The 23366-nt window shown below is 68.1% G+C and carries 22 protein-coding genes; 14 read left to right on the top strand and 8 right to left on the bottom strand.

The genetic code is table 11. The features are described 5' to 3' along the window. Positions 1-41 precede the first annotated feature (41 nt). On the bottom strand, positions 42-1256 hold the full coding sequence (locus AB9O74_RS07305; protein ID WP_369348899.1) for a glycosyltransferase: 1215 nt from the start codon (positions 1254-1256) through the stop codon (positions 42-44). A gap of 317 nt (positions 1257-1573) precedes the next feature. On the opposite strand from AB9O74_RS07305, the gene rpmB reads away from it, so the two are divergent. The 10 genes from rpmB (at position 1574) to AB9O74_RS07255 (ending at position 9879) form a co-directional block, all read left to right on the top strand. Beyond that, the gene (gene rpmB / locus AB9O74_RS07300; protein ID WP_019185625.1) at positions 1574-1810 is read left to right on the top strand and encodes a 50S ribosomal protein L28; all 237 of its coding nucleotides are present in this window, start codon (positions 1574-1576) and stop codon (positions 1808-1810) included. A gap of 10 nt (positions 1811-1820) precedes the next feature. Then, positions 1821-1988 carry a 50S ribosomal protein L33 gene (gene rpmG, locus AB9O74_RS07295; RefSeq protein WP_172407465.1) on the top strand — a complete coding sequence of 56 codons (168 nt, stop codon included), beginning with the start codon at positions 1821-1823 and terminating at the stop codon, positions 1986-1988. A gap of 155 nt (positions 1989-2143) precedes the next feature. Continuing rightward, positions 2144-3562: a cardiolipin synthase gene (gene cls / locus AB9O74_RS07290; RefSeq protein ID WP_176987802.1), complete on the top strand. Its 1419-nt coding sequence runs from the start codon at positions 2144-2146 to the stop codon at positions 3560-3562. A 36-nt stretch (positions 3563-3598) separates the two neighbouring features. Continuing rightward, positions 3599-4990 (top strand): FAD/NAD(P)-binding protein, encoded by a 1392-nt coding sequence (locus AB9O74_RS07285; RefSeq protein ID WP_369348924.1) that lies wholly within the window; start codon positions 3599-3601, stop codon positions 4988-4990. 63 nt (positions 4991-5053) lie between these two features. Further along, on the top strand, positions 5054-7243 hold the full coding sequence (gene uvrD / locus AB9O74_RS07280) for a DNA helicase II (protein ID WP_369348898.1): 2190 nt from the start codon (positions 5054-5056) through the stop codon (positions 7241-7243). 15 nt (positions 7244-7258) lie between these two features. Beyond that, positions 7259-7585: a low molecular weight protein tyrosine phosphatase family protein gene (locus AB9O74_RS07275; RefSeq protein ID WP_369348897.1), complete on the top strand. Its 327-nt coding sequence runs from the start codon at positions 7259-7261 to the stop codon at positions 7583-7585. Between the two features lie 141 nt (positions 7586-7726). Further along, positions 7727-8281, top strand: coding sequence for a hypothetical protein (locus tag AB9O74_RS07270; protein ID WP_369348896.1), 555 nt, complete (start codon positions 7727-7729; stop codon positions 8279-8281). A 198-nt stretch (positions 8282-8479) separates the two neighbouring features. Further along, on the top strand, positions 8480-8737 hold the full coding sequence (locus tag AB9O74_RS07265) for a hypothetical protein (protein ID WP_369348895.1): 258 nt from the start codon (positions 8480-8482) through the stop codon (positions 8735-8737). A 49-nt stretch (positions 8738-8786) separates the two neighbouring features. After that, positions 8787-9356, top strand: a complete 570-nt coding sequence (locus tag AB9O74_RS07260; protein ID WP_176987807.1) for a sugar O-acetyltransferase — start codon at positions 8787-8789, stop codon at positions 9354-9356. 76 nt (positions 9357-9432) lie between these two features. Next, complete coding sequence (locus AB9O74_RS07255; RefSeq protein WP_121040915.1) at positions 9433-9879, top strand: universal stress protein; 447 nt, start codon at positions 9433-9435, stop codon at positions 9877-9879. A 153-nt stretch (positions 9880-10032) separates the two neighbouring features. Here the strand turns inward: AB9O74_RS07255 and AB9O74_RS07250 are convergent, their stop codons facing one another. Together AB9O74_RS07250 and AB9O74_RS07245 are read right to left on the bottom strand one after the other, a co-directional pair. Next, positions 10033-10272: a hypothetical protein gene (locus tag AB9O74_RS07250; RefSeq protein ID WP_369348894.1), complete on the bottom strand. Its 240-nt coding sequence runs from the start codon at positions 10270-10272 to the stop codon at positions 10033-10035. A gap of 82 nt (positions 10273-10354) precedes the next feature. Then, complete coding sequence (locus AB9O74_RS07245) at positions 10355-10636, bottom strand: DUF2782 domain-containing protein (protein WP_176987810.1); 282 nt, start codon at positions 10634-10636, stop codon at positions 10355-10357. 97 nt (positions 10637-10733) lie between these two features. Between AB9O74_RS07245 and polA the strand changes: the two genes are divergently transcribed. Together polA and AB9O74_RS07235 are read left to right on the top strand one after the other, a co-directional pair. After that, positions 10734-13505: a DNA polymerase I gene (gene polA, locus AB9O74_RS07240; protein WP_369348893.1), complete on the top strand. Its 2772-nt coding sequence runs from the start codon at positions 10734-10736 to the stop codon at positions 13503-13505. Between the two features lie 362 nt (positions 13506-13867). Continuing rightward, positions 13868-14341: a DUF421 domain-containing protein gene (locus AB9O74_RS07235; protein ID WP_369348892.1), complete on the top strand. Its 474-nt coding sequence runs from the start codon at positions 13868-13870 to the stop codon at positions 14339-14341. 58 nt (positions 14342-14399) lie between these two features. Here AB9O74_RS07235 and hemF read toward each other — a convergent pair whose 3' ends face one another. From hemF to AB9O74_RS07210, 5 genes are read right to left on the bottom strand one after another with little or no spacing between them, the layout of a single operon-like run. Beyond that, positions 14400-15296: an oxygen-dependent coproporphyrinogen oxidase gene (gene hemF, locus AB9O74_RS07230; protein ID WP_369348891.1), complete on the bottom strand. Its 897-nt coding sequence runs from the start codon at positions 15294-15296 to the stop codon at positions 14400-14402. 52 nt (positions 15297-15348) lie between these two features. Beyond that, positions 15349-17001 (bottom strand): hypothetical protein, encoded by a 1653-nt coding sequence (locus AB9O74_RS07225; RefSeq protein WP_369348890.1) that lies wholly within the window; start codon positions 16999-17001, stop codon positions 15349-15351. Between the two features lie 52 nt (positions 17002-17053). Beyond that, positions 17054-17653 (bottom strand): hypothetical protein, encoded by a 600-nt coding sequence (locus AB9O74_RS07220; protein WP_176987815.1) that lies wholly within the window; start codon positions 17651-17653, stop codon positions 17054-17056. 31 nt (positions 17654-17684) lie between these two features. After that, complete coding sequence (locus AB9O74_RS07215) at positions 17685-18104, bottom strand: NUDIX domain-containing protein (protein WP_369348923.1); 420 nt, start codon at positions 18102-18104, stop codon at positions 17685-17687. A gap of 28 nt (positions 18105-18132) precedes the next feature. Next, positions 18133-20499, bottom strand: coding sequence for a prolyl oligopeptidase family serine peptidase (locus AB9O74_RS07210; RefSeq protein ID WP_369348889.1), 2367 nt, complete (start codon positions 20497-20499; stop codon positions 18133-18135). Positions 20500-20828: 329 nt separating this feature from the next. Between AB9O74_RS07210 and AB9O74_RS07205 the strand changes: the two genes are divergently transcribed. Continuing rightward, positions 20829-22226, top strand: coding sequence for a cytochrome ubiquinol oxidase subunit I (locus tag AB9O74_RS07205; RefSeq protein ID WP_369348888.1), 1398 nt, complete (start codon positions 20829-20831; stop codon positions 22224-22226). Position 22227: 1 nt separating this feature from the next. Then, positions 22228-23241 (top strand): cytochrome d ubiquinol oxidase subunit II, encoded by a 1014-nt coding sequence (gene cydB, locus AB9O74_RS07200; protein WP_179459714.1) that lies wholly within the window; start codon positions 22228-22230, stop codon positions 23239-23241. Positions 23242-23366 lie beyond the last annotated feature (125 nt).

Raw genomic sequence — 23366 nt, 5'->3', positions numbered from 1 at the left:
TTCAGGCGGCGCAAGAAAATCCGTGTGCGCCGTGGCCGCTGCTATCGAGGTGACAGCCATGCCTCGATGGCAGCGACGCCGGTGCTGACGCCGTTCTCGGCGGCCATCGCGTGACCCAGCGCGGCCGCGCGGTCGCGGGTATCGGCACATTCTGCAAACGCGATAGCCCGCCCCAGCGTCCCGGCGTCCAACTGCTTCGGCGACAGCGCCGCCGGTGCCACGCCCAACTGCTGCAGCCGGTCCGCCCAGAAGAACTGGTCCGCGGCGAACGGCATCACCAGCGACGGCACCCCGGCCCGGCAGGCCGAATGCGTGGTGCCGCTGCCACCGTGGTGGATGACCAGCGCGCAGCGCGGGAACAGTGCTTCATGTGGGGTCGGCCCGAGCACGAACACGTTGGGCGGAAGCGGGGCGCTGGGCAGCCCGGCCCAGCCCGGGAACAGCAGTACCCGCCGCGGCGCCAATGCCGCCAGCAGCGCGGGCAGCACCTGGTCGCGATCGAAGCCGGTCATGCTGCCGAACCCCAGGTAGACCGGCGCGGGGCCAGCGTCCAGGAAGGCCTGCAGATCCGGCGGCGGCTGCCAGCCACGTTCTGGCGCGCGCCACTGGCCGCAGATCCGGTGATTGGCGGGCCAGTCCGATGGGGGAGGCAGCAGACTCGGCGAGATGCCGTACAGCATCGGCAGATCCCGCCAGGGGGAGGCGCGCCCCGGCATGCCCAATGCCCGTCGCGCGGCGTTGATCGGACGGCGGAAGGTCCGCCACACCGCCTGGTTGACCAAGGTGTAGCTGAGGCGATTGAGCGCGCCGGGCAGGCGCAGCCGTGGCAGGAACGGGGAGGGGAAGCCGGCGGTCGGGGTCAGCGGGATCATCCCCGTGCCGATTACCGGCAGCCCATGGTGTTCGGCCACGGCCAGGCCCACGAAGGCGGCCAGCCCGCCGGTCAGCACCGCATCGCACCCGGCGGCTGCTGCATCGGCCTGGCGCATCCAGCCGGGCACGTGCCGTTGCGCCATCCGCGCCAGGCCCCGGGAGGCGGCGAGCCGGGCGTTGCCGCGCGAGACCAGCGCCACCACCTCGTCATGGATGTCGCCCTCCAGCGCGGCATGCGGGACGCCCAGCTGGCGCGCCGTCTCCAGCGTGCCGCGCTCGGCCAGCAACAGCACCTCATGGCCGGCGCCGATCAGCCCATGGCAGAGCATCACCAGCGGGCGGGTGTCGCCTTCGGTGCCGTAGGTCAGGGCGAGCAGCTTCATGAAAGGCCGCAGGCGAAGGAGAGCAAAGGCGCTGGGGTCATCGTCACGTCCGGGGTGCAGGCCCGGGCAGCCTAGCGGAGGGGCTGTCACGGGACCGGGATGGCGCGCCTGGGCCAGGCCAGCTTGCCGCAGCCCCCCGGAGCGGGCATAATGCGCGGCTCGCTGTGTCCAAAAACCTTTGGATCGGTGGCCGGGAACACGTCATCCGGCCCGCCCTCGACAGCGTAACCCTTTGATTCTCATGACGTGTGGCGGGAAACCGCCGAGGCCGCCGTCGCCCGGGCTATGGGCTGACAACTACTTTATCGAGGTGCGCAATGTCCCGCGTATGCCAAGTTTCCGGCAAGCGAGTGCAGACGGGTAACAACGTCTCGCACGCCAACAACAAGACCCGTCGTCGTTTCCTGCCCAACCTGCACGAGCGCCGCTTCTGGGTTGCCAGCGAAAACCGCTGGGTCAAGCTTCGTGTTTCCGCGCATGCCCTGCGCACCATCGACAAGAACGGTATCGACTCCGTTCTGGCTGAGCTGCGTTCGCGCGGCGAAAAGGTCTGAGGAGTAAACGATCATGGCAGGCAAGCGCGATAAGATCCGTCTGATTTCGACGGCCAACACTGGCCACTTCTACACGACGGACAAGAACAAGAAGAACACCCCCGGGAAGATGGAATTCCTGAAGTACGATCCGGTCGTGCGCAAGCACGTCCTGTACAAGGAAGGCAAGATCAAGTAATCCGCAAGGGTTCTTGAGCTTCCCGACGAAAAACCCGCCCTCGTGGCGGGTTTTTTGTTGGGCCGGCGATACGTGGAGCCGGCCAGCGGCCGGCACCACCGGTTGCATGCAGCGGCCCATGGCAGAATGCGGTTCCCCTCCCGACGGGCGACGCGATGCTGTTCGAGTGGCTGCTGGGTTCGTGGCTGTTGATGCTGGATTGGCTGATCCGGCTGGCCGCGCTGTTCTGGATTCCCAGCCGCACCACGCCCGGTGCCGCACGCAGCTGGTTGCTGCTGGTGGGCTTCGTGCCGCTGCTCGGGCTGCCGTTGTATCTGCTGTTCGGCCATCCGTGGTTGTCGCGCCAGCGGGTGCAGCGCCAGGCCGAAGCGTCCCAGGTGATCCGCGAGGAGCAGGCCCTGCAGCCACCGCTGCGCTGGACGCCCCCGCCGGACACGGCCACCGCCGAAATCGTGCCGCTGATCGAGCGCCAGGGCGATTTCATGCCCATCCACGGCAACGCGGTGGACCTGCTCAACGATTACGACGCCTCGCTGCAGGCACTGATCGAGGACATCGACCAGGCGCGCGAGCGCGTGCACCTGCTCTACTACCTGATGTTCGACGATGCGGTCGGCGAGGCCATCGTGCAGGCGCTGCAGCGGGCCGCGGCGCGTGGAGTGCACTGCCGGTTGCTGCTCGATGCGGTCGGTGCCAAGCGCGGGCTGCGCCACTATCGGCGCCGCCTGCAGGCGCTCGGCGTGGACGTGCGCGCGATGCTGCCCGGCGGCCTGCGCTGGCGCCGCAGCGGCCGCATGGACCTGCGCAACCACCGCAAGATCGCGGTGATCGACAACCGCGTCGGCTATATCGGCTCGCAGAACCTGGCGGGGCCGCAGTTCGTCGCCGGCTACCCCAACAAGGAGCTGGTGGCGCGCGTGCGCGGGCCGGTGGTGGCGCATCTGGAAGCGGTGTTCGCCAGCGACTGGTACATGGAAACCGGGCAGCGCCTGGACGTACTCACGGCGGTGCCGGTGTGCTCGGCCGACGTGCCGACCCAGCTGCTGCCCAGTGGCCCGGCGTATCCCTTCAGCAATGCGCGCGATGCGGTCAACGCGCTGATCCATCTGGCGCGGCGGCGCATCGTGCTGGTCACGCCGTATTTCGTGCCGGACGAAGCGACCCTGAGTGCGCTGCGCATCGCGGCGTTGTCCGGCGTGCAGGTGCAGCTGATCCTCTCGGCCAGCACCAACCAGCGGCTGACCTCGTGGGCGCAGGAGGCGTACTACGATGAACTGCTGCGCAGCGGTGTGCGGATCGCGCTGTACGCGCCGCATTTCCTGCATGCCAAGCACCTGACCGTCGATGAGGACATCGCCCTGGTCGGCTCGATCAATCTCGACATCCGCTCGTTCGCGCTCAATGCCGAGATCGGCATGCTCTGCTATGACGCTGGCATGGTGCGCCAGCTGGCGCAGATCGAAGCCGACTATCTCGAACACGCGCACCCGCTGGACCTGGCGACGTGGCGCCAGCGACCGGCATGGAAGCGCAGCCGCGAAGGGATCGCGCGGCTGGCCGATGCGTTGATGTAGTGCGCTGTGACGCACGTGGACGGCCGATCCACGCGCATCGCCTACAATCCGGGCATGACTGCGTCCGATACCCACCGCCAGTGTGATCTGGCCATCGTCGGCGGCGGCGCTGCCGGCGTCCTTGTCGCGCTGCAGGCCCTGCGCCATGCAACCCGGCCGTCACGCATCGTGCTGTTCGAGCCGGCCTCGGTCCTGGCCGAAGGCATCGCCTACGCCACGCCGTGGCCGGAGCACCTGCTGAACGTGCCGGCCGGCAAGATGAGCGCGCTGCCGGATCAGCCCGCGGATTTCCTCGATTACCTGCTCGACAGCGATGCGGTTCCCGACGTGCCGCGTACGGTACTCGCGGACCAGTTCGTGCCGCGCCGCCACTATGCCGCCTACCTGCGCGCCCGGCTGGAGCAGGCGCGCGCGCACAGCGCGGCGGCGCTGGAGGTGGTTGAACAGCCGGTGTTCGCGCTGCAGCCCGACCCACACGGCGTGCAGCTGCGGCTGGATGACGACATGACCTGGAACGCGCGGCGGGTGGTGCTGGCCTGCGGCAACAGCATGCGCCCGCTGCCGGTTCCCGGTGCCGATGCCCTGCCGCCCGCGCAGGTGGTGGAGGCCTGGGACTACGACGGCGTACGCGTGCTGGCCGGCGATGACGATCTGGCCATCATCGGCTCCGGCCTGAGCATGGCCGACAGCGTGGTCGCGCTGGCCGCCGCCGGGCACCGTGGGCGGATCTTCGTCCTGTCGCGCCACGCGCTGTTGCCGTTGCCACACGCCCACGGCGCGGCGGTCAGCTTCGATCCGCAGCCGCTGCTGGCGATGTCGTTGCGCCAGCGCGTGCGCGAACTGCGCGGGCAGGCCCGCGCGGCTGTCGCCCAGGGCATCCCGTGGCAGAGCGTGATGGACCGCATCCGGCCGATGGGCCAGGCGCTGTGGTTGAGCCTGGGCGAGGGGGACCAGCGCCGCTTCCTGCGCCACGTGGTGCGCTATTGGGACGTGCACCGCCACCGCATCGCCGAATCGGTGCATGCCCAGGTCGCCGAGCTGGAGCGCAGCGGCCAGCTGCAGCGCCACCGCGCTCGGCTGGACACGGTGCTGGTGCAGGAAACCGGGCTGCAGCTGCACGGGCGGAGCCCGGGCAGCGGGCTCCCACCGCTGACCGTGGCGGCGGTGATCAACGCCACCGGCGTGGAGACCCGCGCGCTGTCCATACGCAATCCGCTGATCCGGCAGCTGCTGGCCGACGGCCATGCGCGCCCGGGTCCGCATGGCCTCGGCCTGGATACGACGGTGGAAGAGGGCGGCATGATCGATGGACATGGCCAGCCGCAGCCGGCGATCCGGGTGGTCGGCAGCCTGCGCATCGGCACGCTGTGGGAGAGCCTGGCGATCCCGGAGCTGCGCGGACAGGCCGAGCGGGCCGCGCGCGGCTGAACCCGTTCGATCCGGGCGCCGGGTAACGGCCCGGAGCGACCCGCCCGAGGGTAAAATGGGGACATGGATGTTTCCCACTTGCTCGACGGGTTGAACCCCGCCCAGCGCGAAGCTGTGTCCGCCCCGCCCGGCCACCATCTGGTGCTTGCCGGTGCCGGTTCCGGCAAGACCCGCGTGCTTATCCACCGCATCGCCTGGCTCAATGAAGTCTGCGGCGTGCCGACCCATGGCATTTTTGCGGTGACCTTCACCAACAAGGCCGCCGGCGAGATGCGTCACCGCATCGACCTGCAGCTGCCGCAGGGCAGCCGTGGCGCCTGGATCGGCACCTTCCACGGCCTGGCCCACCGCCTGCTGCGCCTGCACTACCAGGACGCCAAGCTGCCCGACAGCTTCCAGGTGCTGGATTCGGACGACCAGCTGCGGCTGGTCAAGCGCGTGGTCCAGCAGCTGGAGATCGACGACGGCAAGTTCCCGCCGAAGCAGATCGCGTGGTGGATCAACGAGCAGAAGGACGAGGGCCGTCGCCCGCAGCATATCCAGCCCGAGCCGCATGACGCGTGGCTGGAAACCATGCGCCAGGCGTATCTCGCCTATCAGGAGCGCTGCGATCGCGCCGGCCTGGTCGATTTCGCCGAGCTGCTGCTGCGCGCGCATGAACTGCTGCGCGACAACCCGGCGCTGCTGGCCCACTACCGCTCGCGCTTCCGCGAAATCCTGGTGGACGAGTTCCAGGACACCAACGCCATCCAGTACGCCTTCGTGCGCGTGCTGGCCGGCGATACCGGCCACGTGTTCGTGGTCGGTGATGACGACCAGGCCATCTATGGCTGGCGCGGCGCCAAGGTCGAGAACGTCCAGCGCTTCCTCAAGGATTTCCCGGGCGCGCAGACCGTGCGCCTGGAGCAGAACTACCGCTCCACCGCCAACATCCTCGGCGCGGCCAACGCGGTGATCGCGCACAACCCGGACCGTATCGGCAAGGAGTTGTGGACCGACAGCGGCGACGGTGACCCGATCGATCTGTACGCGGCCTACAACGAGATGGACGAGGCGCGTTACGTGGTCGAGCGCGCGCGCCAGTGGGTGCGCGATGGCGGCAGCTACGGCGACGTTGCCGTGCTCTACCGCAGCAACGCGCAGTCGCGTGCCTTCGAAGAAGCGCTGCTCTCCGAGCAGGTGCCGTACCGCGTGTACGGCGGCATGCGCTTCTTCGAGCGTGCCGAAATCAAGGATGCGCTGGCGTACCTGCGGTTGATGACCAACCGCAACGATGACGCGGCATTCGAGCGCGCGGTCAACACGCCGACGCGTGGCATCGGCGACCGCACCCTGGATGAAGTGCGCCGCTTGGCGCGTTCCCACGCGATCTCGCTGTGGGAAGCCACCATGCTGACCACCCAGGGCAATGCGCTCGCCGCGCGCGCACGCAACGCATTGGCCGGCTTCCTGGTGCTGGTCAACCAGCTCCAGGCCGAAGCCGATGAGATGACCCTGGCCGAACGCATCGACCACGTGCTGGTGCGCTCGGGCCTGCGCGAGCACTGGTCCAAGGAAAGCCGCAACGCGCTGGATTCGGAATCGCGCGCGGACAACCTGGACGAACTGGTCTCGGTGGCTTCTCGCTTCGTCCGTCGCGAAGACGATGTCGAAGAAACCCAGGACATGAGCGAGCTGGTCGCGTTCCTCGCCTACGCCTCGCTGGAGGCCGGCGAAGGCCAGGCCCAGGCCGGCGAAGAAGGCGTACAGCTGATGACGCTGCACGCCGCCAAGGGCCTGGAGTTCCCGCTGGTGTTCCTGGCCGGCATGGAAGACGGCCTGTTCCCGAGCGCGCGCTCGCTGGAAGAAAGTGGCCGGCTGGAAGAAGAGCGTCGCCTGGCCTACGTGGGCATCACCCGCGCGCGCCAGAAGCTGGTGCTCTGCTATGCCGAATCGCGTCGCATCCACGGTCAGGACAACTACAACGTGCCCTCGCGCTTCCTGCGCGAAATCCCGCGCGAGCTGGTGAACGAAGTGCGCCCGAAGGTGCAGGTCTCGCGCGGTACCTCGCTCGGCGCCAACCGGGTGATGGGCCATGCGGCGCTGGAAGCACCGCCGCTCAAGCTGGGCGCGATGGTCAACCATCCCAAGTTCGGCGAAGGCATGGTCACCGACTACGAGGGCAGCGGCCAGCACGCCCGCGTGCAGGTCGAATTCATCGAGGCCGGCAGCAAGTGGCTGGTGATGGCGTACGCCAATTTGACGGTGCTCTGAGCAGGTGTGTCACGGATGACGCGCCACGTGCTCTTCATCTGCAGCCAGAACCGCCTGCGCAGCCCGACCGCTGAGCAGGTGTTTGCCGATTGGCCGGGCATCGAGACCGCTTCTGCGGGTCTCAAGCCCGATGCCGATGTACCTGTCAGTCCCGAACTGCTGCAGTGGGCCGATCTGATCGTCGTGATGGAGCGCGCTCACCGCAGCCGGTTGGCCAGCCGCTTCCAGCGCTGGCTCGGAGGCAAGCGCATCGTGTGCCTGGATATTCCGGACGATTACGCGTTCATGGCACCTGGGCTGGTTGCGTTGCTGCTGACCAAGGTGCCACCGCTGCTGCGGTGAGCCGAGGCAGGCGCCCGGCGGATGCGCCGACGTCTGCGGTAGTGCCGGCCGCTGGCCGGCTGCGCTTTACCGTGGCGGTGTCGGGAGCCGGCCAGCGGCCGGCACTACAATGGCGTCACCCTCTTCGAACAGGCCCCCGCCATGACCGATTCGCCGCTGCACCTCACCGTCAAATTGAACGCCAGGCTCCAGCCCGAGCATCGCCATGAGCTGTTCGAAGACCCGCTGGATGCGCTGCTGGGCAGTGCCGAGCTGGGTGAGATCACCGGCGGTGGCACCGCGCTGAGCGAAGAAGGTGAAGTGGATTACGGCGATATCGAGATCGCGTTGAACGATCCGGCCTCGCTGCCCGGCGTGATCGAGCTGCTGGAGCAGCTGGGCGCGCCGAAGGGTTCGCTGATCCAGCGCGAAGGCGCTCCCGATCAGCCGTTCGGCGTTACCGAAGGCCTGGCCTTGTATCTCAACGGCACCGATCTGCCGGACGAGGTCTACGAGCAGTGCGATTCGAACTATGTGTTCGAGCAGATCGTCGAGCGCATCGACGGCCACGGCGAGATCTGCAGCTGGTGGCAGGGCCCGACCGAGACCGCGCTGTATCTGTATGGCGCGTCGTTCGACACGATGCACGCGCGCATCGCCGATCTGCTGGCGAGCTACCCGCTGTGCCAGGGCGCACGCGTGGTGCGTACCGCCTGATCAGCCGTCCGGCGCGTGGCCTGCGCTGCAGCACGGGCAGCGCATGCGTGCGCTATCCGCGTTGCAGTGGGCCAGGGCGCCTCGCTTCATCCCCGATCGCCCCCGACTCATCCCGGATTTCACGCAGTTCGTCGCGTGCCGCTTGTCGCTCCCCGGGCCGGCGCCCAGAGTCTGCCCCTGTCCGCTGGGAGCGCACTCGTGAACAAGGGAATTCCGTATCTGCTTGCTGCACTGGTCCTGCTGACATGGTCGGCAGGCTGGGCCGAGCCGGTGCTGGCCCTGTTCCAGCACGCCCAGACCTGCCTGGCCGGCGGTGGCGACTTCGACCTGCTGCGCCTGCGCTGCCAGCCGCAGCCCAGCGTGGTGTACATCGGCCGGGCGACGCTGTGGTTCTGGCTGAGTGGCATCGTCTTCGCGGTGGTCGCATTGCTGGGCACGCGCTACAAGGCGCGCTGACAGGCGGACGGCCAACCGGCATCATCAGCCTCTGTCCGAAGGAGGCCATATGGGTCCGAGCGAAAAGGAAAAGATGCTGTCCGGGAAGCCGTATCGCCCGGGCGACCCGGAGCTGCAGGCCGACATGGCCGCGGCCAAGGTCTGGATGGTCCGCTACAACGCGGCACTGGCCGAGAGCCCGGCCGCGCGCCGCGCGCTGCTGCGCGAGCAGCTCGGTGCGGTCGGCGAAGGCGCGGTGATCCGGCCGCCGTTCCATTGCGACTACGGCTACAACATCCGCCTGGGGCAGGGCGTGTTCCTCAACTACAACTGCGTGATCCTGGACGTGGCCGAGGTCAGCATCGGCGATGGCACCCAGATCGGTCCCGCGGTGCAGCTCTACGCCGCCGACCACCCGCGCGATCCGCAGGCGCGTGCCGAGGGCCTGGAGTCGGCCAGGCCGGTGCGGATCGGCCGCAACGTCTGGATCGGCGGCGGGGCGATCGTACTGCCCGGCGTCAGCATCGGTGACGATGCGGTGGTGGGCGCGGGCAGCGTGGTCACCCGCGATGTAGCGGCCGGCGCGACCGTGGTCGGCAACCCCGCGCGGGAGGTGCCGGCACGGCCGCACGGCGATTGATCCAGCTCAAGGCGTCGCGTCCACATCGGGTGTGCAATGGTGGTGTTCCCATTGCCGATCCCCAAGGAGCTCTGCCATGTACAAGCGCATCCTGATTGCCACCGATGGTTCGGAGCTGGCCGAGAAAGGCCTGGCCAAGGGCCTGGAGCTGGCCAAGGACCTCGATGCGGAGGTCGATATCGTGACTGTCTCCGAGCCGTGGGCGGTCGGCATGTACGACGCCATGGGCTGGAGCGTGGGCTACATGAACACGCCCGAGTACAAGGCCGACCGCGAAGAGACCGCGCAGAAAGTACTGCAGCCGGCCAAGGCCGCCGCCGAAGCCCAGGGCCTGCGCACCGCCACCGTGCACGTGCTGGACCGCTATGCCGCCGACGGCATCATCGATACCGCCACCGAGCGCGGCAGCGACCTGATCGTGATGACCTCGCATGGCCGCCGCGGCGTCACCCGCGTACTGCTGGGCAGCCAGACCGCCGAGGTACTGGCCCGCAGCACGGTACCGGTGCTGGTCATCCGATAACGGGGAAAGCGGTATCCGGTAGCGGGGAAACCGGTATCCGGGAACGGGGAAACCGGTAGTGCCGGCCGCTGGCCAGCTCCTCGGGTAGTCCGATGCAAGCGCAGCCGGCCAGCGGCCGGCACTACGCATCCGTTGCGCAGCGTGCGCGCCCGGTCAGTCGCGCAGCTTCAACGTCTGCGACTCATCCAGCGTGCCATCCGGCTGCAGCACCACGTAACGGTCGCCGCTGCGGTCGAACAACACCGGGATCGGGTCACGGAACAGAGGGCGGCGCACGAAGCGCAGTTGCCAGCCGAAATGTTCGAGTGTCTCCACCGCCTGGCGCTGCTCCGCGGTCAGGCCGGCGCGCAGTTCAGCCGGATTCGGGACGTTGCGGCGTTCGGGTGTGGTCATCGAGCGTAGACGTGCAGGGACGGGCTTGCTGCCCCGGCCACCGCGTGCGGGCACGGGGCGGCGGGACGGACACCAGCGGGACTCACCAGCTGTAGAGCTTCCAGTAGACCGGCGAGACGCCGTCCTTGTCGCTGTCCATGCGGCCATCGCCATTCTGGTCGTACATGTAGAACGGCGCGCCGCGAGACGGAGTCACCTTGACCATCCGCAGCTGGCCACCGACCCGGTATTCCTCGATGGTGTCGCCATTGTCCTGGACGGTCTTGAGCACGTCGGCACCCGAGACATCGACCGGGGGCCTGCCGCCACCACCGGTGGCACAGCCGGCCAGCGCGAGCAGGCCTGCGAGCAACAGAATCTTCATGGGCCGGGAGTCCTTGGGCGAAGAAGGCCTGATTATGCCCGATGGATCGTGAGCCCGGTGCCGACGACGGTCAGGGCCGGGCGCGTAGAATCGTCATATGAGCCGATTAGTCCTGATTGACGGGTCCAGTTACCTGTATCGCGCGTTCCACGCGCTTCCGCCGCTGACCAACGCACACGGTGAACCCACCGGTGCCTTGTTCGGTGTGGTCAACATGCTGCGCGCCACCCTGAAGGAGCGCCCCGAGTACGTCGCCTTCGTGGTCGATGCGCCCGGCAAGACCTTCCGTGACGACCTGTATGCCGACTACAAGGCCAACCGCCCGCCGATGCCCGACGACCTGCGCCCGCAGATCGAGCCGATGTGCCGCATCGTCGAGGCACTGGGCCTGAGCATCCTGCGCATCCCCGGCGTGGAAGCCGACGATGTGATCGGCACGCTGGCCCTGCAGGGCCACCGCGATGGCCTGCAGGTGACCATCTCCACCGGCGACAAGGACTTCGCCCAGCTGGTCCGCCCGGGCATCGAGCTGGTCAACACCATGACCGGCAGCCGCATGGATTCGGACGCGGCCGTGATGGAGAAGTTCGGTGTGCGCGCCGACCAGATCGTCGACCTGCTGGCGCTGATGGGCGACGCGGTCGACAACGTGCCGGGCGTGGAGAAGTGCGGGCCCAAGACCGCCGCCAAGTGGCTGGCCGAGTACCAGCACCTGGATGGGGTGATGGCGGCGGCGCCGACCATGAAGGGCAAGATCGGCGAGAACCTGCGCGCGGCGCTGGAGCGCCTGCCGCTCAACCGCGAGCTGGTCACGATCCGTACCGATGTGCCGCTGGAGGTCTCAGCGCAGACGTTGCCGCTGCGCGAGCCGGACGTGCCGTCGCTGAGCGAACTGTACCTGCGCTATGGCTTCACCCAGGCCCTCAAGGAGCTGGGCGGCCCCGTTCCGGCTCCGGCCGCTGCCAGCGATGCCCCGGTCAGCCTGCGCGGCACCGCAGCCGGCTACGCTCGTGCCACGCCGGATGACGCGGTGGTGCCGGTCGATCCCGCACTCTCGGCCCCCGGCGAGTACGAGATGGTGCTGACCACCGGGCAGCTGGAGGCCTGGGTGCAGCGCCTGGCCGATGCCGAGCTGATCTCGTTCGATACCGAGACCGACGCGCTGGACGCCATGCGCGCCAACCTGGTCGGCATCAGCCTGGCGGTCGAGCCGGGCCGGGCCGCCTACATCCCGGTCGGCCACGATTACCCGGGCGCGCCGGCGCAACTGCCGCGCGAGCAGGTGCTCGAGGCGCTGCGTCCTGCCCTGGAAGACCCCACCAAGAAGAAACTTGGCCAGCACGGCAAGTACGACCTGCACGTGCTGCGCCGCCACGGCGTGAACCTGCAGGGGTATCACGACGACACCATGCTCGAGAGCTTCGTGCTCAATTCCACCGCCACGCGCCATGACATGGACTCGCTGGCGATGCGCTACCTGGGCTACACCACGATCAAGTTCGAGGAGGTCGCCGGCAAGGGCGCCAAGCAGATCTCGTTCTCGCAGGTCGGCCTGGACGAAGCCTGCCGCTATGCCGCCGAAGATGCCGACGTGACCCTGCGCCTGCACCACGCGCTGCAGCCCCAGCTGCAGGCCACGCCGTCGCTGGACAGCGTCTACCGTGACATCGAGATGCCGCTGGTGCCGGTGCTGGCGCGGATCGAAGCCAATGGCGTGCACATCGACATGGCCGAGCTGCGCCGGCAGAGCCAGGACCTGGGCTCGCGCATGCTGGCCGCCCAGCAGAAGGCCACCGAGCTGGCCGGGCGCACCTTCAACCTGGATTCGCCCAAGCAGCTGCAGGCCGTGCTGTTCGACGAGCTCCAGCTGCCGGCGCTGGTGAAGACCCCCAAGGGCCAGCCCAGCACCAATGAAGAGGCGCTGGAGGCGATCGCCGAGCAGCACGAACTGCCGCGCGTGATCCTGGAGTACCGCGGGCTGGCCAAGCTGCGCAGCACCTACACCGACAAGCTGCCGGAGATGATCAACCAGGACACCGGGCGGGTACACACCAGCTACCACCAGTCCGGTGCCGCCACCGGCCGGTTGTCGTCCTCCGATCCGAACCTGCAGAACATCCCGATCCGCACCGAGGACGGCCGCCGCATCCGCCGCGCTTTCGTGGCCCCGCCGGGTCGCAAGATCCTGGCCTGCGATTACTCGCAGATCGAACTGCGGATCATGGCCCACCTCTCCGAGGACCCGGGCCTGGTGCGGGCCTTCGAGCAGGGCGTGGACGTGCACCGGGCGACCGCGGCGGAAGTCTTCAGCCGGCCGTTGGACGAGGTGACCTCCAACGAGCGCCGCGCCGCCAAGGCGATCAACTTCGGCCTGATGTACGGCATGAGCGCGTTCGGGCTGGCCCGCAACCTGGGCATCGACCGCGGCCAGGCCCAGGACTACGTGGCCCTGTACTTCAGCCGCTACCCGGGCGTGCGCGATTTCATGGAGCGCATGCGCCAGCAGGCCCGCGAGCAGGGCTATGTCGAGACGCTGTTCGGCCGCCGCCTGTACCTGAACGACATCAACGCCCGCAACCAGGGCCTGCGGGCCGGTGCTGAACGGGCCGCGATCAATGCCCCGATGCAGGGCACCGCCGCGGACATCATCAAGCGCGCCATGGTGAACGTGGACAGCTGGCTGCAGGACCACGGTGACCAGGCCAAGATGATTCTGCAGGTGCACGATGAACTGGTCTTTGAAACCGAAAGCGGTTTCCTCGACACCTTGCGTTTGAAAGTCGTTGAATTGATGTCCTCCGCCGCCGAACTGCGTGTTCCGCTGGTGGTGGATGCGGGCGTGGGCGATAACTGGGACGAGGCGCATTGAGGCCTGAATCACAGTCAAAAGGCTGAATTGGTTCAGTGCCCCGCGATAATCTGACTGTTGGATGAATGTTTATGGGGAGAGGCCCGGATTAATTGGGCCCCTTCACGAACTATCAATGTTCGGAGTGCTTTTATAGACCTCGACAGGCGCAATGCCTGTTGTGGATCTCTCCCATCCCCTGGAGCAGATCTCGGAACGGGGGCTCCTCCCCAAGCGCCCGTTCCCCGGCCCCGCTAACCTCCCCCTGGTTGGCGGGGCTTTTTATTTGTGGCGTTGGAACGCACCTCGCCGCCCGCGACGCCCGGCCATTGCCTCGCGCCCGGTGCCGGCCCATGCTGGCCTGACCAGTCCGGGGAGAGGCAATGAGCGACCTGTTTGCATTGGCCATGCCGTGGTGGGAATTCATCCTGCGCGCGGTGGTGGTGTACGCGGTGGTGCTGGGCATGGTCCAGCTGTCCGGCAAACGCGCGCTGGGCCAGATCACCCCCTTCGACGTGCTGCTGATCGTGCTGCTCGGCAACGCGGTGCAGAACGCGCTGCTCGGCGAAGACACCTCGCTGGGGGGCGGCCTGCTGCTGGCGGCGACCCTGATCTCGATCAACTACGGCGTGGGCTGGCTGAGCACGCGCAGCCGTCGCGTGGAGACCCTGGTCGAAGGCGAGCCGATCCTGATCGCCCGCGACGGCAAGGTGCTCGATTCGGTGCTCAAGCGCGAACTGGTCACCCCGGCCGATCTTGACGCCGCGATGCGCCAGCAGGGGTGCCTGTCGATCGACGACGTCGCCCTGGCGGTGCTGGAGATCAACGGGCACATCACGATCGTGCCGAAGAAGTAATTAACGGGGACGGAGGTAGTTAAGCGCATGCGCTTAACTACCTCCGTCCCCGTTATTGCTACACCCAGTCGCGCGGCACCAGGTAATCCGCCAGACGCGCCTCATCGCTGCCGACCTCCGGCTGGAAGCCATACTCCCAGCGCACACGAGGCGGCAGGCTCATCAGGATGCTCTCGCTGCGCCCGCCGCTCTGCAGCCCGAACAGGGTGCCGCGGTCGTAGACCAGATTGAATTCGACGTAGCGGCCGCGACGGTACAGCTGGAACTCGCGCTCGCGCTCGCCATACGGGGTGTCCTTGCGACGCTCGACCAGCGGCAGATAGGCCTCCAGGAAGCCATCGCCGACCGCGCGCAGATAGGCGAAATCACGCTCGAAATCGCCGTGCAGGTCGTCGAAGAACAGGCCGCCCACACCGCGCGTCTCGTTGCGATGGCGCAGGAAGAAATACTCATCGCACCAGCGCTTGTGCGCGGCATAGCGCTCCTCGCCGAACGGCGCGCACAGATCGTGCGCGACCTGGTGCCAATGCCGCACGTCCTCGTCGATCGGATAGAACGGGGTGAGATCGAAGCCGCCGCCGAACCACGACGCGACCTCCACGCCATCGCGCTCGGCACGGAAGTAGCGCACGTTGGCATGCGTGGTCGGCAGGTATGGATTGGCCGGATGGAACACCAGCGATACGCCGGTGGCGCGCCATGAGACACCGGCCAGCTCGGGGCGGTTCGCCGAGGCAGACGGCGGCAGGCGCGTGCCGGCCACATCGGAGAACCCGATCCCGGCCTGCTCGAAGACCGCGCCATCGCGCAGGATGCGGGTGCGGCCACCGCCGCCCTCCGCGCGTTGCCAGACATCCTCGGCAAAGCGGGCCTGGCCGTCGGCGGTTTCGATCGCCGCACAGATGCGGTCCTGCAGGTCGGTCAGATACGCGCGGACGCGGTCGAAGTCGTTCATGGGCGCTACTTTACCGCAGGCCGGTGCACGGCCTGCGTGTGCCCGTGCGAGCTCAGCGGCCGCCTTTGCGGTTGGTGCTCTTGCTGTTTTTCGTCGGGGCGGGCGTTGCGGCCGGCGTGTCCTCAGCATCGGCGTCCGCATCTGCATCTGCACCCGCATCCGCTTCGGCCGCCATGCGCTCGGCGATCTGCTCCAGCCCGGCGCTCACCTGCATCAGGCCCCAGTTGCGGGTCGCGTGCACATCGCAGGCGACGTGCGTGCCTTTGCCATCCTTCGCGCAGAGGGCGGCCATCTGCTCGGGCAGCGCCTCGTCACCGGTGTGTTCATAGACGCTGGCCAGGTTCTCGCAGCCTTCGCGCACGCCGGCCGTGCACAGCTTCAGATAGAACGGCGCCGCCTCGGCCCAGCGGTTGCGCAGGGCCAGCTGGTGGCCGGCGGCATTGCAGCCCTGCAGCTTGCCGGCCGCGCAGCAGGCCTGGGCGCCGCCCTCACGGGTCAGCGTCGGGCAGTCCTGCGGCAGCGGGGTTTCGATGAACACCACCGGCGCGCTGCACTGCTGCGCCTCGCCGGTGCGTTCGTAGTAGCTGAAGCGGTTCCAGCTGTCCATGCCGATCAGGTTGCCGTTGGCCAGGCGCTTGAACACGAAGTCGTCGCCCTGGTCGTGGCGCACGCGGATGTCGCCGTCGACCAGTCGCGCGCGCAGCTTGCCGCCGAAGCCGCTGTCGATCATGCCGCCATCGCCGAACGGCAGATGGTCCATCAGGCCCTGGCTGGCCAGGTAGCTGCCGCAGGGCAGTGCGGTGGCCGCCAGTGGCGTCAGTGCGTTGGCATCCAGCTTGGCCAGCGGCGCCACCCGCTCACAGGCACGCGGATCTTTGCCGCGGCTGCAGGCCCGCTGCAGCGCATCGCGGGCGGGGACCAGGCGGCCGGCCTGCCACAGGGCCTCCGCGGCCTTGGCGCAGAACGTACCGCCGGTCTGTGCCTGGCAGATCGTGGTGATCTCATCGAGCTGTGCTGCCGGCAGCGGCGAGGCATCGGTGGCGGCGAGCCCGCCGACCAGGGCCTTGGCGAAGGCCTGGCCCATGGCGTCACGCGCGGCCTCCAGGCAGGCGGCCTGGTCGTACTGGGCGGAGTCGGCCTTGCAGACCTCCGGCTCGGCCATGTCAGGGCTGTCGTCCTGCGTCGCGGCCAGCGTCCTGGCCTCGTGTGCCTCGGACTGGAAGTTGGCCAGCAGGCGCTTGCAGGCGGCCGGGACATCCTCGCGGCACCACTGGCGGAGGCGGTCGTTGTTGGCGAAAAGCATGTCGTCCAGGCAGGTGCCGATCTCGGCCCGGCAGGACGCAGCGGGGAACACCGTGGCGGGGCGACAGGTGGCGGCCTTCTGCAACCGGTACGCGTTGAAGCGGTCGCTGAGCCGGCGGCCGCCGTCCTCCACGGTCAGCGCGCCAACGCCGCCGTTGTCCAGGTCGGCCAGCTTCAACTCGTTGCCGAGGCGGCTCAGCAGGTACGGTTCGGGCGCCTGCCCGGGAATCTGCCGATAGCCCTGGTTGGCGCTCTCCAGCGTCAGCGTGGTGCCGGTGTCCTCGGCCAGGAAGGTGCCGCAGACCATGGCCTGGGCCGCCGCGGGCAGGCTGACCGCCGTGAGCAGGGTGAACAGCGTCGCGCGCCAGCCGTGGCGGCGCAGGAGGGGAGTCGAAACAGTCACAGCATCATCCTTGCGGGGGTGGTGCAGCGCACGCCGGCGCTGCGGGGGAAACTCAGCGGCGGAACAGCGCACGCACATCCGGCGCGCAAAGGCGCACGATCAGCCAGACATGGAGCACCGCGAACGCGACGGCGGTCAGTCCGGTCAATCCCGTCCAGATCACACGCAGCACCCGCAGGTCTCTACGCAGCTGCAGGATCTCCAGCGAGTAGGTCTCCGCCGGCAGCTGCGCCAGCACATGCCGGAACGCATCGTCGACGGCCCACACCACCACTCCGTTGAGTACGGCGGTCACGGCGAGCAGCACGACGAACGACGCCCACGCCCCACGCCAGCGGCGCAGCATGCCCCAGCACGACACGGCGCCGGCCAGGGCCGACACACACAGCAGCACGTTGGCCAGGACCGGGTGAGCCAGCAGCCACTGCAGCGTGCCGGGCAGCCAGTGCAGGTCCTCGCCGGCCAGCAACGCCTGCAGGGTGTCGGTAGCGGACAACGGAATGGAGATCAGCGCCAGTACCGCCCACAGCGCGGCCGAGGCCAGGCAGACCAGCAGCACGGACTTGAGCAGGGGCGCGAGGAACGCAGGTGCGCCATCCCCGCTGGGGCGTGGCGTGAACGAAGGCAATTGCGGGGGAAACGACGCTGACATCCGGTGTCCTGGTTGGGGCAGGCCACGACGTCTAGGTCGCAGCCACCGCGTTCGCGGCCGCGGGCAGGATATGGTCTGCGCTCAACGGTGCCAAGCGCACGCCATGCGGCGGGCGTGGCGGCACCCAGGCCAGTTCGGCGATTTCCGCCTGTGCCCGGGGCGTGCCGGTCACCGTCACCCGGTACGCATCGGCGCGCACACGGTGCCCGGCTTCGTGCACCGCCCATGCCTCGAAGCGGCCCAGCGCCACGGCGCTTTCCGCCACCAGGGTGACACCGAGTTCTTCCTGCAGCTCGCGCGCCAGGGCGACCAGGGGCGCCTCACCGGGCTCGGGCTTGCCGCCGGGCTGGATGAAGGTCTCCGAGCCCTGTTTGCGCACGACCAGCACGCGGCCGCCGGCATCGAAAACGACCGCAGCGACGATATCGATCGTCGCCGCGGCGTGCTGCACGTCAGGGCGAACCGACGTCATCGCTGGATTACTTCAGGGTCTCTTCGAACAGCTTGAGGATGCGCTTGTACTGGTCCAGCCAGGAATCGGCACGCACATAGCCGTGGCGCTCCAGCGGGTACGGCGCGATCGTCCAGTTGTCCTTGTGCAGCTCGATCAGTTTCTGGGTGAGGTTGACCGAGTCCTGGAAGAACACGTTGTCGTCCATCATCCCGTGCGCGATCAGCAGGTGATCCTGCAGGCCTTCGGCATATTCGATCGGTGACGACGTGCGGTACGCCTCCGGGTCGATGTCCGGGGTGTTGAGGATGTTGGCGGTGTAGCCGTGGTTGTACTGGTGCCAATCGACCACCGGACGCAGCGCCGCGCCGGCCTTGAACGTGCCCGGCGAGCGGAACAGCGCCATGAAGGTCATGAAGCCGCCGTAGGAACCGCCGTAGATGCCAGCGTGGTCACGGTCGCCCTGCTTGGTCTGGACCAGCCAGTCCAGGCCGTCCTTGTAGTCTTCCAGCTCCGGGTGGCCCATGTTGCGGTAGATCGCCGTGCGCCAGTCGCGGCCGTAGCCGGCGCTGCCGCGGTAATCCATGTCCAGCACCACGTAGCCCTTCTGCACCAGCAGGTTGTGGAACATCTGCTCGCGGAAGTACGCCGGATACTGCTGGTGGACGTTCTGCAGGTAACCGGCGCCGTGCACGAACATGGCGATCGGGTACTGCTTGCCCGGCTCGAAGGTCTCCGGGCCGTAGTACTTGGCCCAGACCACGCCGGCACCGTGCTTGGACGGCACCTGCACCAGCTTGGGCTGAATCCACTCGCGTGCCTTGAACGCGGCGGTGCGCGTATCGGTCAGCACCTTGGCCTGCCCACCGGCGGCGGGTACGACGGCCAGCTGGGTCGGCAGGTAGGCGCCGGAGTAACGCACCAGCAGCTGCTGGCCGTCCGGGGAGAGCGAGAAGTCTTCCACGCCATTGAGCGAGGTCAGCTCACGCACCTGCCTGCTGGCGTTGTCGACCGCGCACACCTCGTAGTCGCCGGGCGACTGCTGGTTGCACAGGAAGTAGAACCCGCGGCCGTCGGCGCTGGGCACCGGCATCGAGGTTTCCCACTTGCCGCTGGTCAGCGCCTGCGGCCTGGCCGTGCCCTGCTGGGTGTACAGGTGCGAATAGCCGGATTCTTCGGACAGCAGCCACAGCGTCCGGTTGTCGTTGGACCAGCCGAAATCGTTGAAGCTCCAGTTGACCCAGGCGCTGTCGGTCAGCCGATGACGCGTCTCCAGCTTGCCGCTGGTCGGGGTCACGCTGGCGATCCAGCGATCCTTGTTGTCGTTGGCACGCAGCATGATCGCGGCCTGCTGGCCATCGGGGCTCCAGCGGATGCTGGGCGCACCGGGGCCACCGAGCAGTTCCACCGGGCGGTTGCCCTTCAGGGCGTCCTTGCCGGCCGCCTTGCGCAGCGCGGCCAGCGGGTCGGTGGCGATGCCCGGCAGGCCGTCCAGCGACAGCGGCTTGACCGTACCGGCGACGGCATCGACCAGCCACAGCGCGTTCGGTTCCGGATCGTTGCGACCGACGCGGGTGCGGGTGTCTTCGAACTCTTCGTAACCGGATTCGGTCACGTATTTGGGCATTTTGCCGCCGCGGCCTTCATCGAAGCTCTTCGGCTTGGTCACCACGATCAGGGTGCGCGCATCGGGCGAGAGCACGCTGTCGACGATCTCCACGTCGGCGCCCAGATACACCGGGCCCGGCGCGCGGGTGCCGTCGGCACGGCGCCAGCTGGCTTCCTGCGCCTTGAGCGCCTCGCGCTGGGCGCGGTCGTTGCGCAGCGTGGCCAGGGTGCGCAGCTGCTGCTCGCGCAGGGTGTCGGCCTTGGGGGCGTCGTCCGGGTTCTTCTCGGCCTTCAGGCTGGCCACCTGCTGCACGCCGGCGGCGGCGGTCCAGTGGAACCACTCCTGGCCGGTGCGCCAGATCACACCGCCGTCGCGGGCGAAATTGACCGCGCCGGACTTCTCCGTGCTGCGGGTCAGCTGGGTCAGCGCGCCGCTGCGCAGGTCGCGCACGAACACATCGCCATTGCGCACGAAGACCGAGCGCTGGCGGGTGCTGTCGTAGACCGGGCTCTCCACGTCGAGGGTGCCGCGCTGGTCATCGCCGACCTGGGCGGCCACGCCACCGGCCACCGGCTGGCGGAAGGTGTCGCGCACCGGGCTGCCGGTGCGCTTGAGCTGGTACTCGACCTGCTGGCTGTTCCAGGACCACCACGCGCTCTCGACCGGCGGTCCGATCCAGTCCGGGTCGGCCATCGCCTGCTCGATGGTGATCGGCGTCGGCGCCGCATGGGCAGCGCCGCCGAGAGCGGCGAGCAGCAGCAGGGACAAAGGCAGCGTTCTGGGCATTGCGGGCGGCACCAAGGAGGAAAACCCGCCAAGCGTAGCAGCCGCAAGGGCCCGGGGAAGGGGCCACAGGTCATGGGCGTGCGCTCATGCGGAAGGCAAACGGTGGTCGGTGGGTCGGGCGCTGGGCCCCCATACCCTTGGAGGCGAAATAAAGGAGGAGGGGGCGGCCGCAGGCCGACGCCGGGGGACATTCGCCGGAAAGGGTATGGGGGCCCAGCGCCCGACCCACCTGCGACAAAGTGAAGCAGCGCGTCACCGGGTCGCATGTGCCTTTCACGGATACCGGCCCAGACTGGTGCGGATTTCCAGAAACCAGGCGGAGGCGTCACGTGGACGCGTTGTTGTTGTCGCGGATCCAGTTCGGGTTCGTCATCAGTTTCCATGTGCTGTTCCCGGCCTTCACGATCGGTACCGCCAGCTGGCTGGCCTTTGTCGAATCGCGCTGGCTGCGTACCGGCAATCCGGTCTGGCGCGAGCTGTACTTCTTCTGGCAGAAGATTTTCGCCGTGTCCTTCGGCATGGGCGTGGTCAGCGGCATCGTCATGGCCTTCCAGTTCGGCACCAACTGGCCACGGCTGAGCGAGGTCGCCGGGACGGTGATCGGACCGCTGCTGACCTACGAAGTGCTCACCGCGTTCTTCCTGGAGGCCAGCTTCCTGGGCGTGATGATGTTCGGCTGGGGCAAGGTCTCGCCGCGCCTGCATTTCTTCTCCACCTGCATGGTGGCGCTGGGCACGCTGGTCTCCACGTTCTGGATCCTGTCCTCCAACAGCTGGCTGCAGACGCCGGCCGGTTACGAAATCATCGACGGCATCGTGCACCCGCAGAACTGGTGGCAGGTGGTGTTCAACCCGTCCTTCCCGTATCGCCTCGCGCACATGGCGCTGGGCTCGTTCATCACCACGTGCTTCGTGATCGGCGGCGTGGGCGCCTGGTACCTGCGCAAGGACGTGCACCGCGAGGCCGGGCGCAAGATGCTGCTGGCGGCGGTGGGTTTCGCCGCGTTGACGGTCCCGGTGCAGATCTTCGTCGGCGACATGCACGGCCTGAACACGCTCAAGCACCAGCCGATGAAGATCGCGGCGATGGAAGCGCACTGGCACTCCGAAGGCGAGGGCAAGGGCGTCCCGCTGGTGGTGTTCGCGGTGCCCAATGAAAAGGCCGAACGCAATGACTACGAAATCGCGATTCCGCGCCTGGGCAGCCTGATCCTGACCCATTCGCTGGACGGCAGCTTCAATCCGCTGACCTCGGTGCCCGCCAGTGATCGGCCCCCGGTGGTACCGGTGTTCTTCGCGTTCCGGGTGATGGTCGGGCTGGGCACGCTGATGCTGCTGCTGGCCTGGGTCTCCGCGTTCCAGTGGTGGCGCGGCAAACTGCTGCAATCGCGCTGGTTGATCCGCGGCTGGAACTGGATGCTGCCCAGTGGCTTCATCGCGCTCATCTCGGGGTGGTTCGTGACCGAGATGGGCCGGCAGCCGTGGGTGGTCTACGGCGTGCTGCGTACCGCCGATGCGGTGGGTCCGCAGAGCGCGTGGATGACCGCGCTGTCGCTCGGCGTGTACATCGTCGGCTATGCGTTCGTGTTCGGCTGGGGCGTCTGGTACCTGGTGAAGATCATCCGTACGGGTCCCAAGCCGCACGATCCGGCGCCGAAACTGGATGCCGGCAGCCACACCCCGGCGCGGCCGCTGTCCGGTGCCGATGAACCGCTGGAGGAGCGCTGAGATGGAAATGACGACCTGGCTGCCCGTGGCATGGTTCGCGGTGATCGGTTTTGGTGTGCTGATGTATGTGGTGCTGGATGGCTTCGTGCTCGGCATCGGCATCCTCGCGCCGATGGCCGAGGATGAAGAACAGCTCGACATCATGATGAACACCGCCGCCCCGATCTGGGACGGCAACGAAACCTGGCTGGTGCTGGGCGGAGCCGGCCTGATGGCGGCCTTCCCGAAGGCCTACGCGGCGCTGCTGTCGGCGCTGTACCTGCCGGTCCTGCTGCTGGTGGTGGCGCTGGTATTCCGCGGCGTGGCGTTCGAATTCCGCTTCAAGGCGCACCGCTCGCGCAGACTGTGGAGCGTGGCGTTCGGCCTGGGCTCGCTGCTGGCCGCCTTCGCGCAGGGCGTGATCCTGGGCGCGCTGGTGCAGGGCCTGCAGGTGGTGGACGGTCGTTACGTCGGCGGCGCGTTCAGCTGGTTCAGCCCGTTCTCGATGCTGACCGGCGCGGCGGTGGTGTTCGGTTACGCGCTGCTGGGCAGCACGTGGCTGATCCTCAAGACCGAAGGCCGCGAGCAGACCTTCGCCCGCACCTTGACCCGCCCGCTGGTGGTGGCGGTGATCGTGTTCATGGGGCTGGTCAGCGCCTGGCTGCCGTTCCTGGATTCGCGCCTGATGGCGCGCTGGTTCAGCGATGGCAATTTCTGGTGGCTCTCGCCCGTACCGTTGCTGACCCTGGCGGTCGCCACGGCACTGTGGCGCAGCGCGATGCACCCCAAGCGCGACCTGCCGCCGTTCCTGTTGACGCTGGCCCTGTTCGTGCTCGGCTTCATCGGACTGGTGCTGGGCATGTGGCCCTACCTGCTGCCGCCGAGCATGACGTTGTGGCAGGCGGCCGCGCCGGCATCGTCGTTGAGTTTCAGCCTGGTCGGGCTGGTGATCCTGCTGCCGGTGATCCTGGGCTACACGGCGTGGTCGTACCGGGTATTCCGCGGCAAGGTGCGGGCGGATGTGGGGTATCACTGAGGCGTCGGCTGGTCGTTGTCCTGATGGGGCGAGGGCGGCCACCCCCTGCCGGGACGCGCCGTAAACCCATCCATGGGGGCTCGACGGGCGCCATCCATGGCGCCCGACGGTCCCGTCAGGGGGTA

The organism is Stenotrophomonas sp. JAG2 (assembly GCF_041080745.1).
Taxonomy (GTDB): domain Bacteria; phylum Pseudomonadota; class Gammaproteobacteria; order Xanthomonadales; family Xanthomonadaceae; genus Stenotrophomonas; species Stenotrophomonas maltophilia_AA.
The sequence above is the reverse complement of the archived record's forward strand: the minus strand, read 5'-3'. Positions and strand labels throughout refer to the sequence as shown.

Coding starts and splice junctions, on each gene's coding strand:
- AB9O74_RS07235 (WP_369348892.1), top strand. CDS start 13,868: ATGAGCGACCTGTTTGCATTGGCCATGCCGTGGTGGGAATTCATCCTG.
- AB9O74_RS07250 (WP_369348894.1), bottom strand. CDS start 10,272: ATGACCACACCCGAACGCCGCAACGTCCCGAATCCGGCTGAACTGCGC.
- AB9O74_RS07220 (WP_176987815.1), bottom strand. CDS start 17,653: ATGTCAGCGTCGTTTCCCCCGCAATTGCCTTCGTTCACGCCACGCCCC.
- AB9O74_RS07270 (WP_369348896.1), top strand. CDS start 7,727: ATGACCGATTCGCCGCTGCACCTCACCGTCAAATTGAACGCCAGGCTC.
- hemF (WP_369348891.1), bottom strand. CDS start 15,296: ATGAACGACTTCGACCGCGTCCGCGCGTATCTGACCGACCTGCAGGAC.
- AB9O74_RS07275 (WP_369348897.1), top strand. CDS start 7,259: ATGACGCGCCACGTGCTCTTCATCTGCAGCCAGAACCGCCTGCGCAGC.
- uvrD (WP_369348898.1), top strand. CDS start 5,054: ATGGATGTTTCCCACTTGCTCGACGGGTTGAACCCCGCCCAGCGCGAA.
- rpmB (WP_019185625.1), top strand. CDS start 1,574: ATGTCCCGCGTATGCCAAGTTTCCGGCAAGCGAGTGCAGACGGGTAAC.
- AB9O74_RS07255 (WP_121040915.1), top strand. CDS start 9,433: ATGTACAAGCGCATCCTGATTGCCACCGATGGTTCGGAGCTGGCCGAG.
- AB9O74_RS07245 (WP_176987810.1), bottom strand. CDS start 10,636: ATGAAGATTCTGTTGCTCGCAGGCCTGCTCGCGCTGGCCGGCTGTGCC.
- AB9O74_RS07260 (WP_176987807.1), top strand. CDS start 8,787: ATGGGTCCGAGCGAAAAGGAAAAGATGCTGTCCGGGAAGCCGTATCGC.
- AB9O74_RS07210 (WP_369348889.1), bottom strand. CDS start 20,499: ATGCCCAGAACGCTGCCTTTGTCCCTGCTGCTGCTCGCCGCTCTCGGC.
- polA (WP_369348893.1), top strand. CDS start 10,734: ATGAGCCGATTAGTCCTGATTGACGGGTCCAGTTACCTGTATCGCGCG.
- cydB (WP_179459714.1), top strand. CDS start 22,228: ATGGAAATGACGACCTGGCTGCCCGTGGCATGGTTCGCGGTGATCGGT.
- AB9O74_RS07305 (WP_369348899.1), bottom strand. CDS start 1,256: ATGAAGCTGCTCGCCCTGACCTACGGCACCGAAGGCGACACCCGCCCG.
- cls (WP_176987802.1), top strand. CDS start 2,144: ATGCTGTTCGAGTGGCTGCTGGGTTCGTGGCTGTTGATGCTGGATTGG.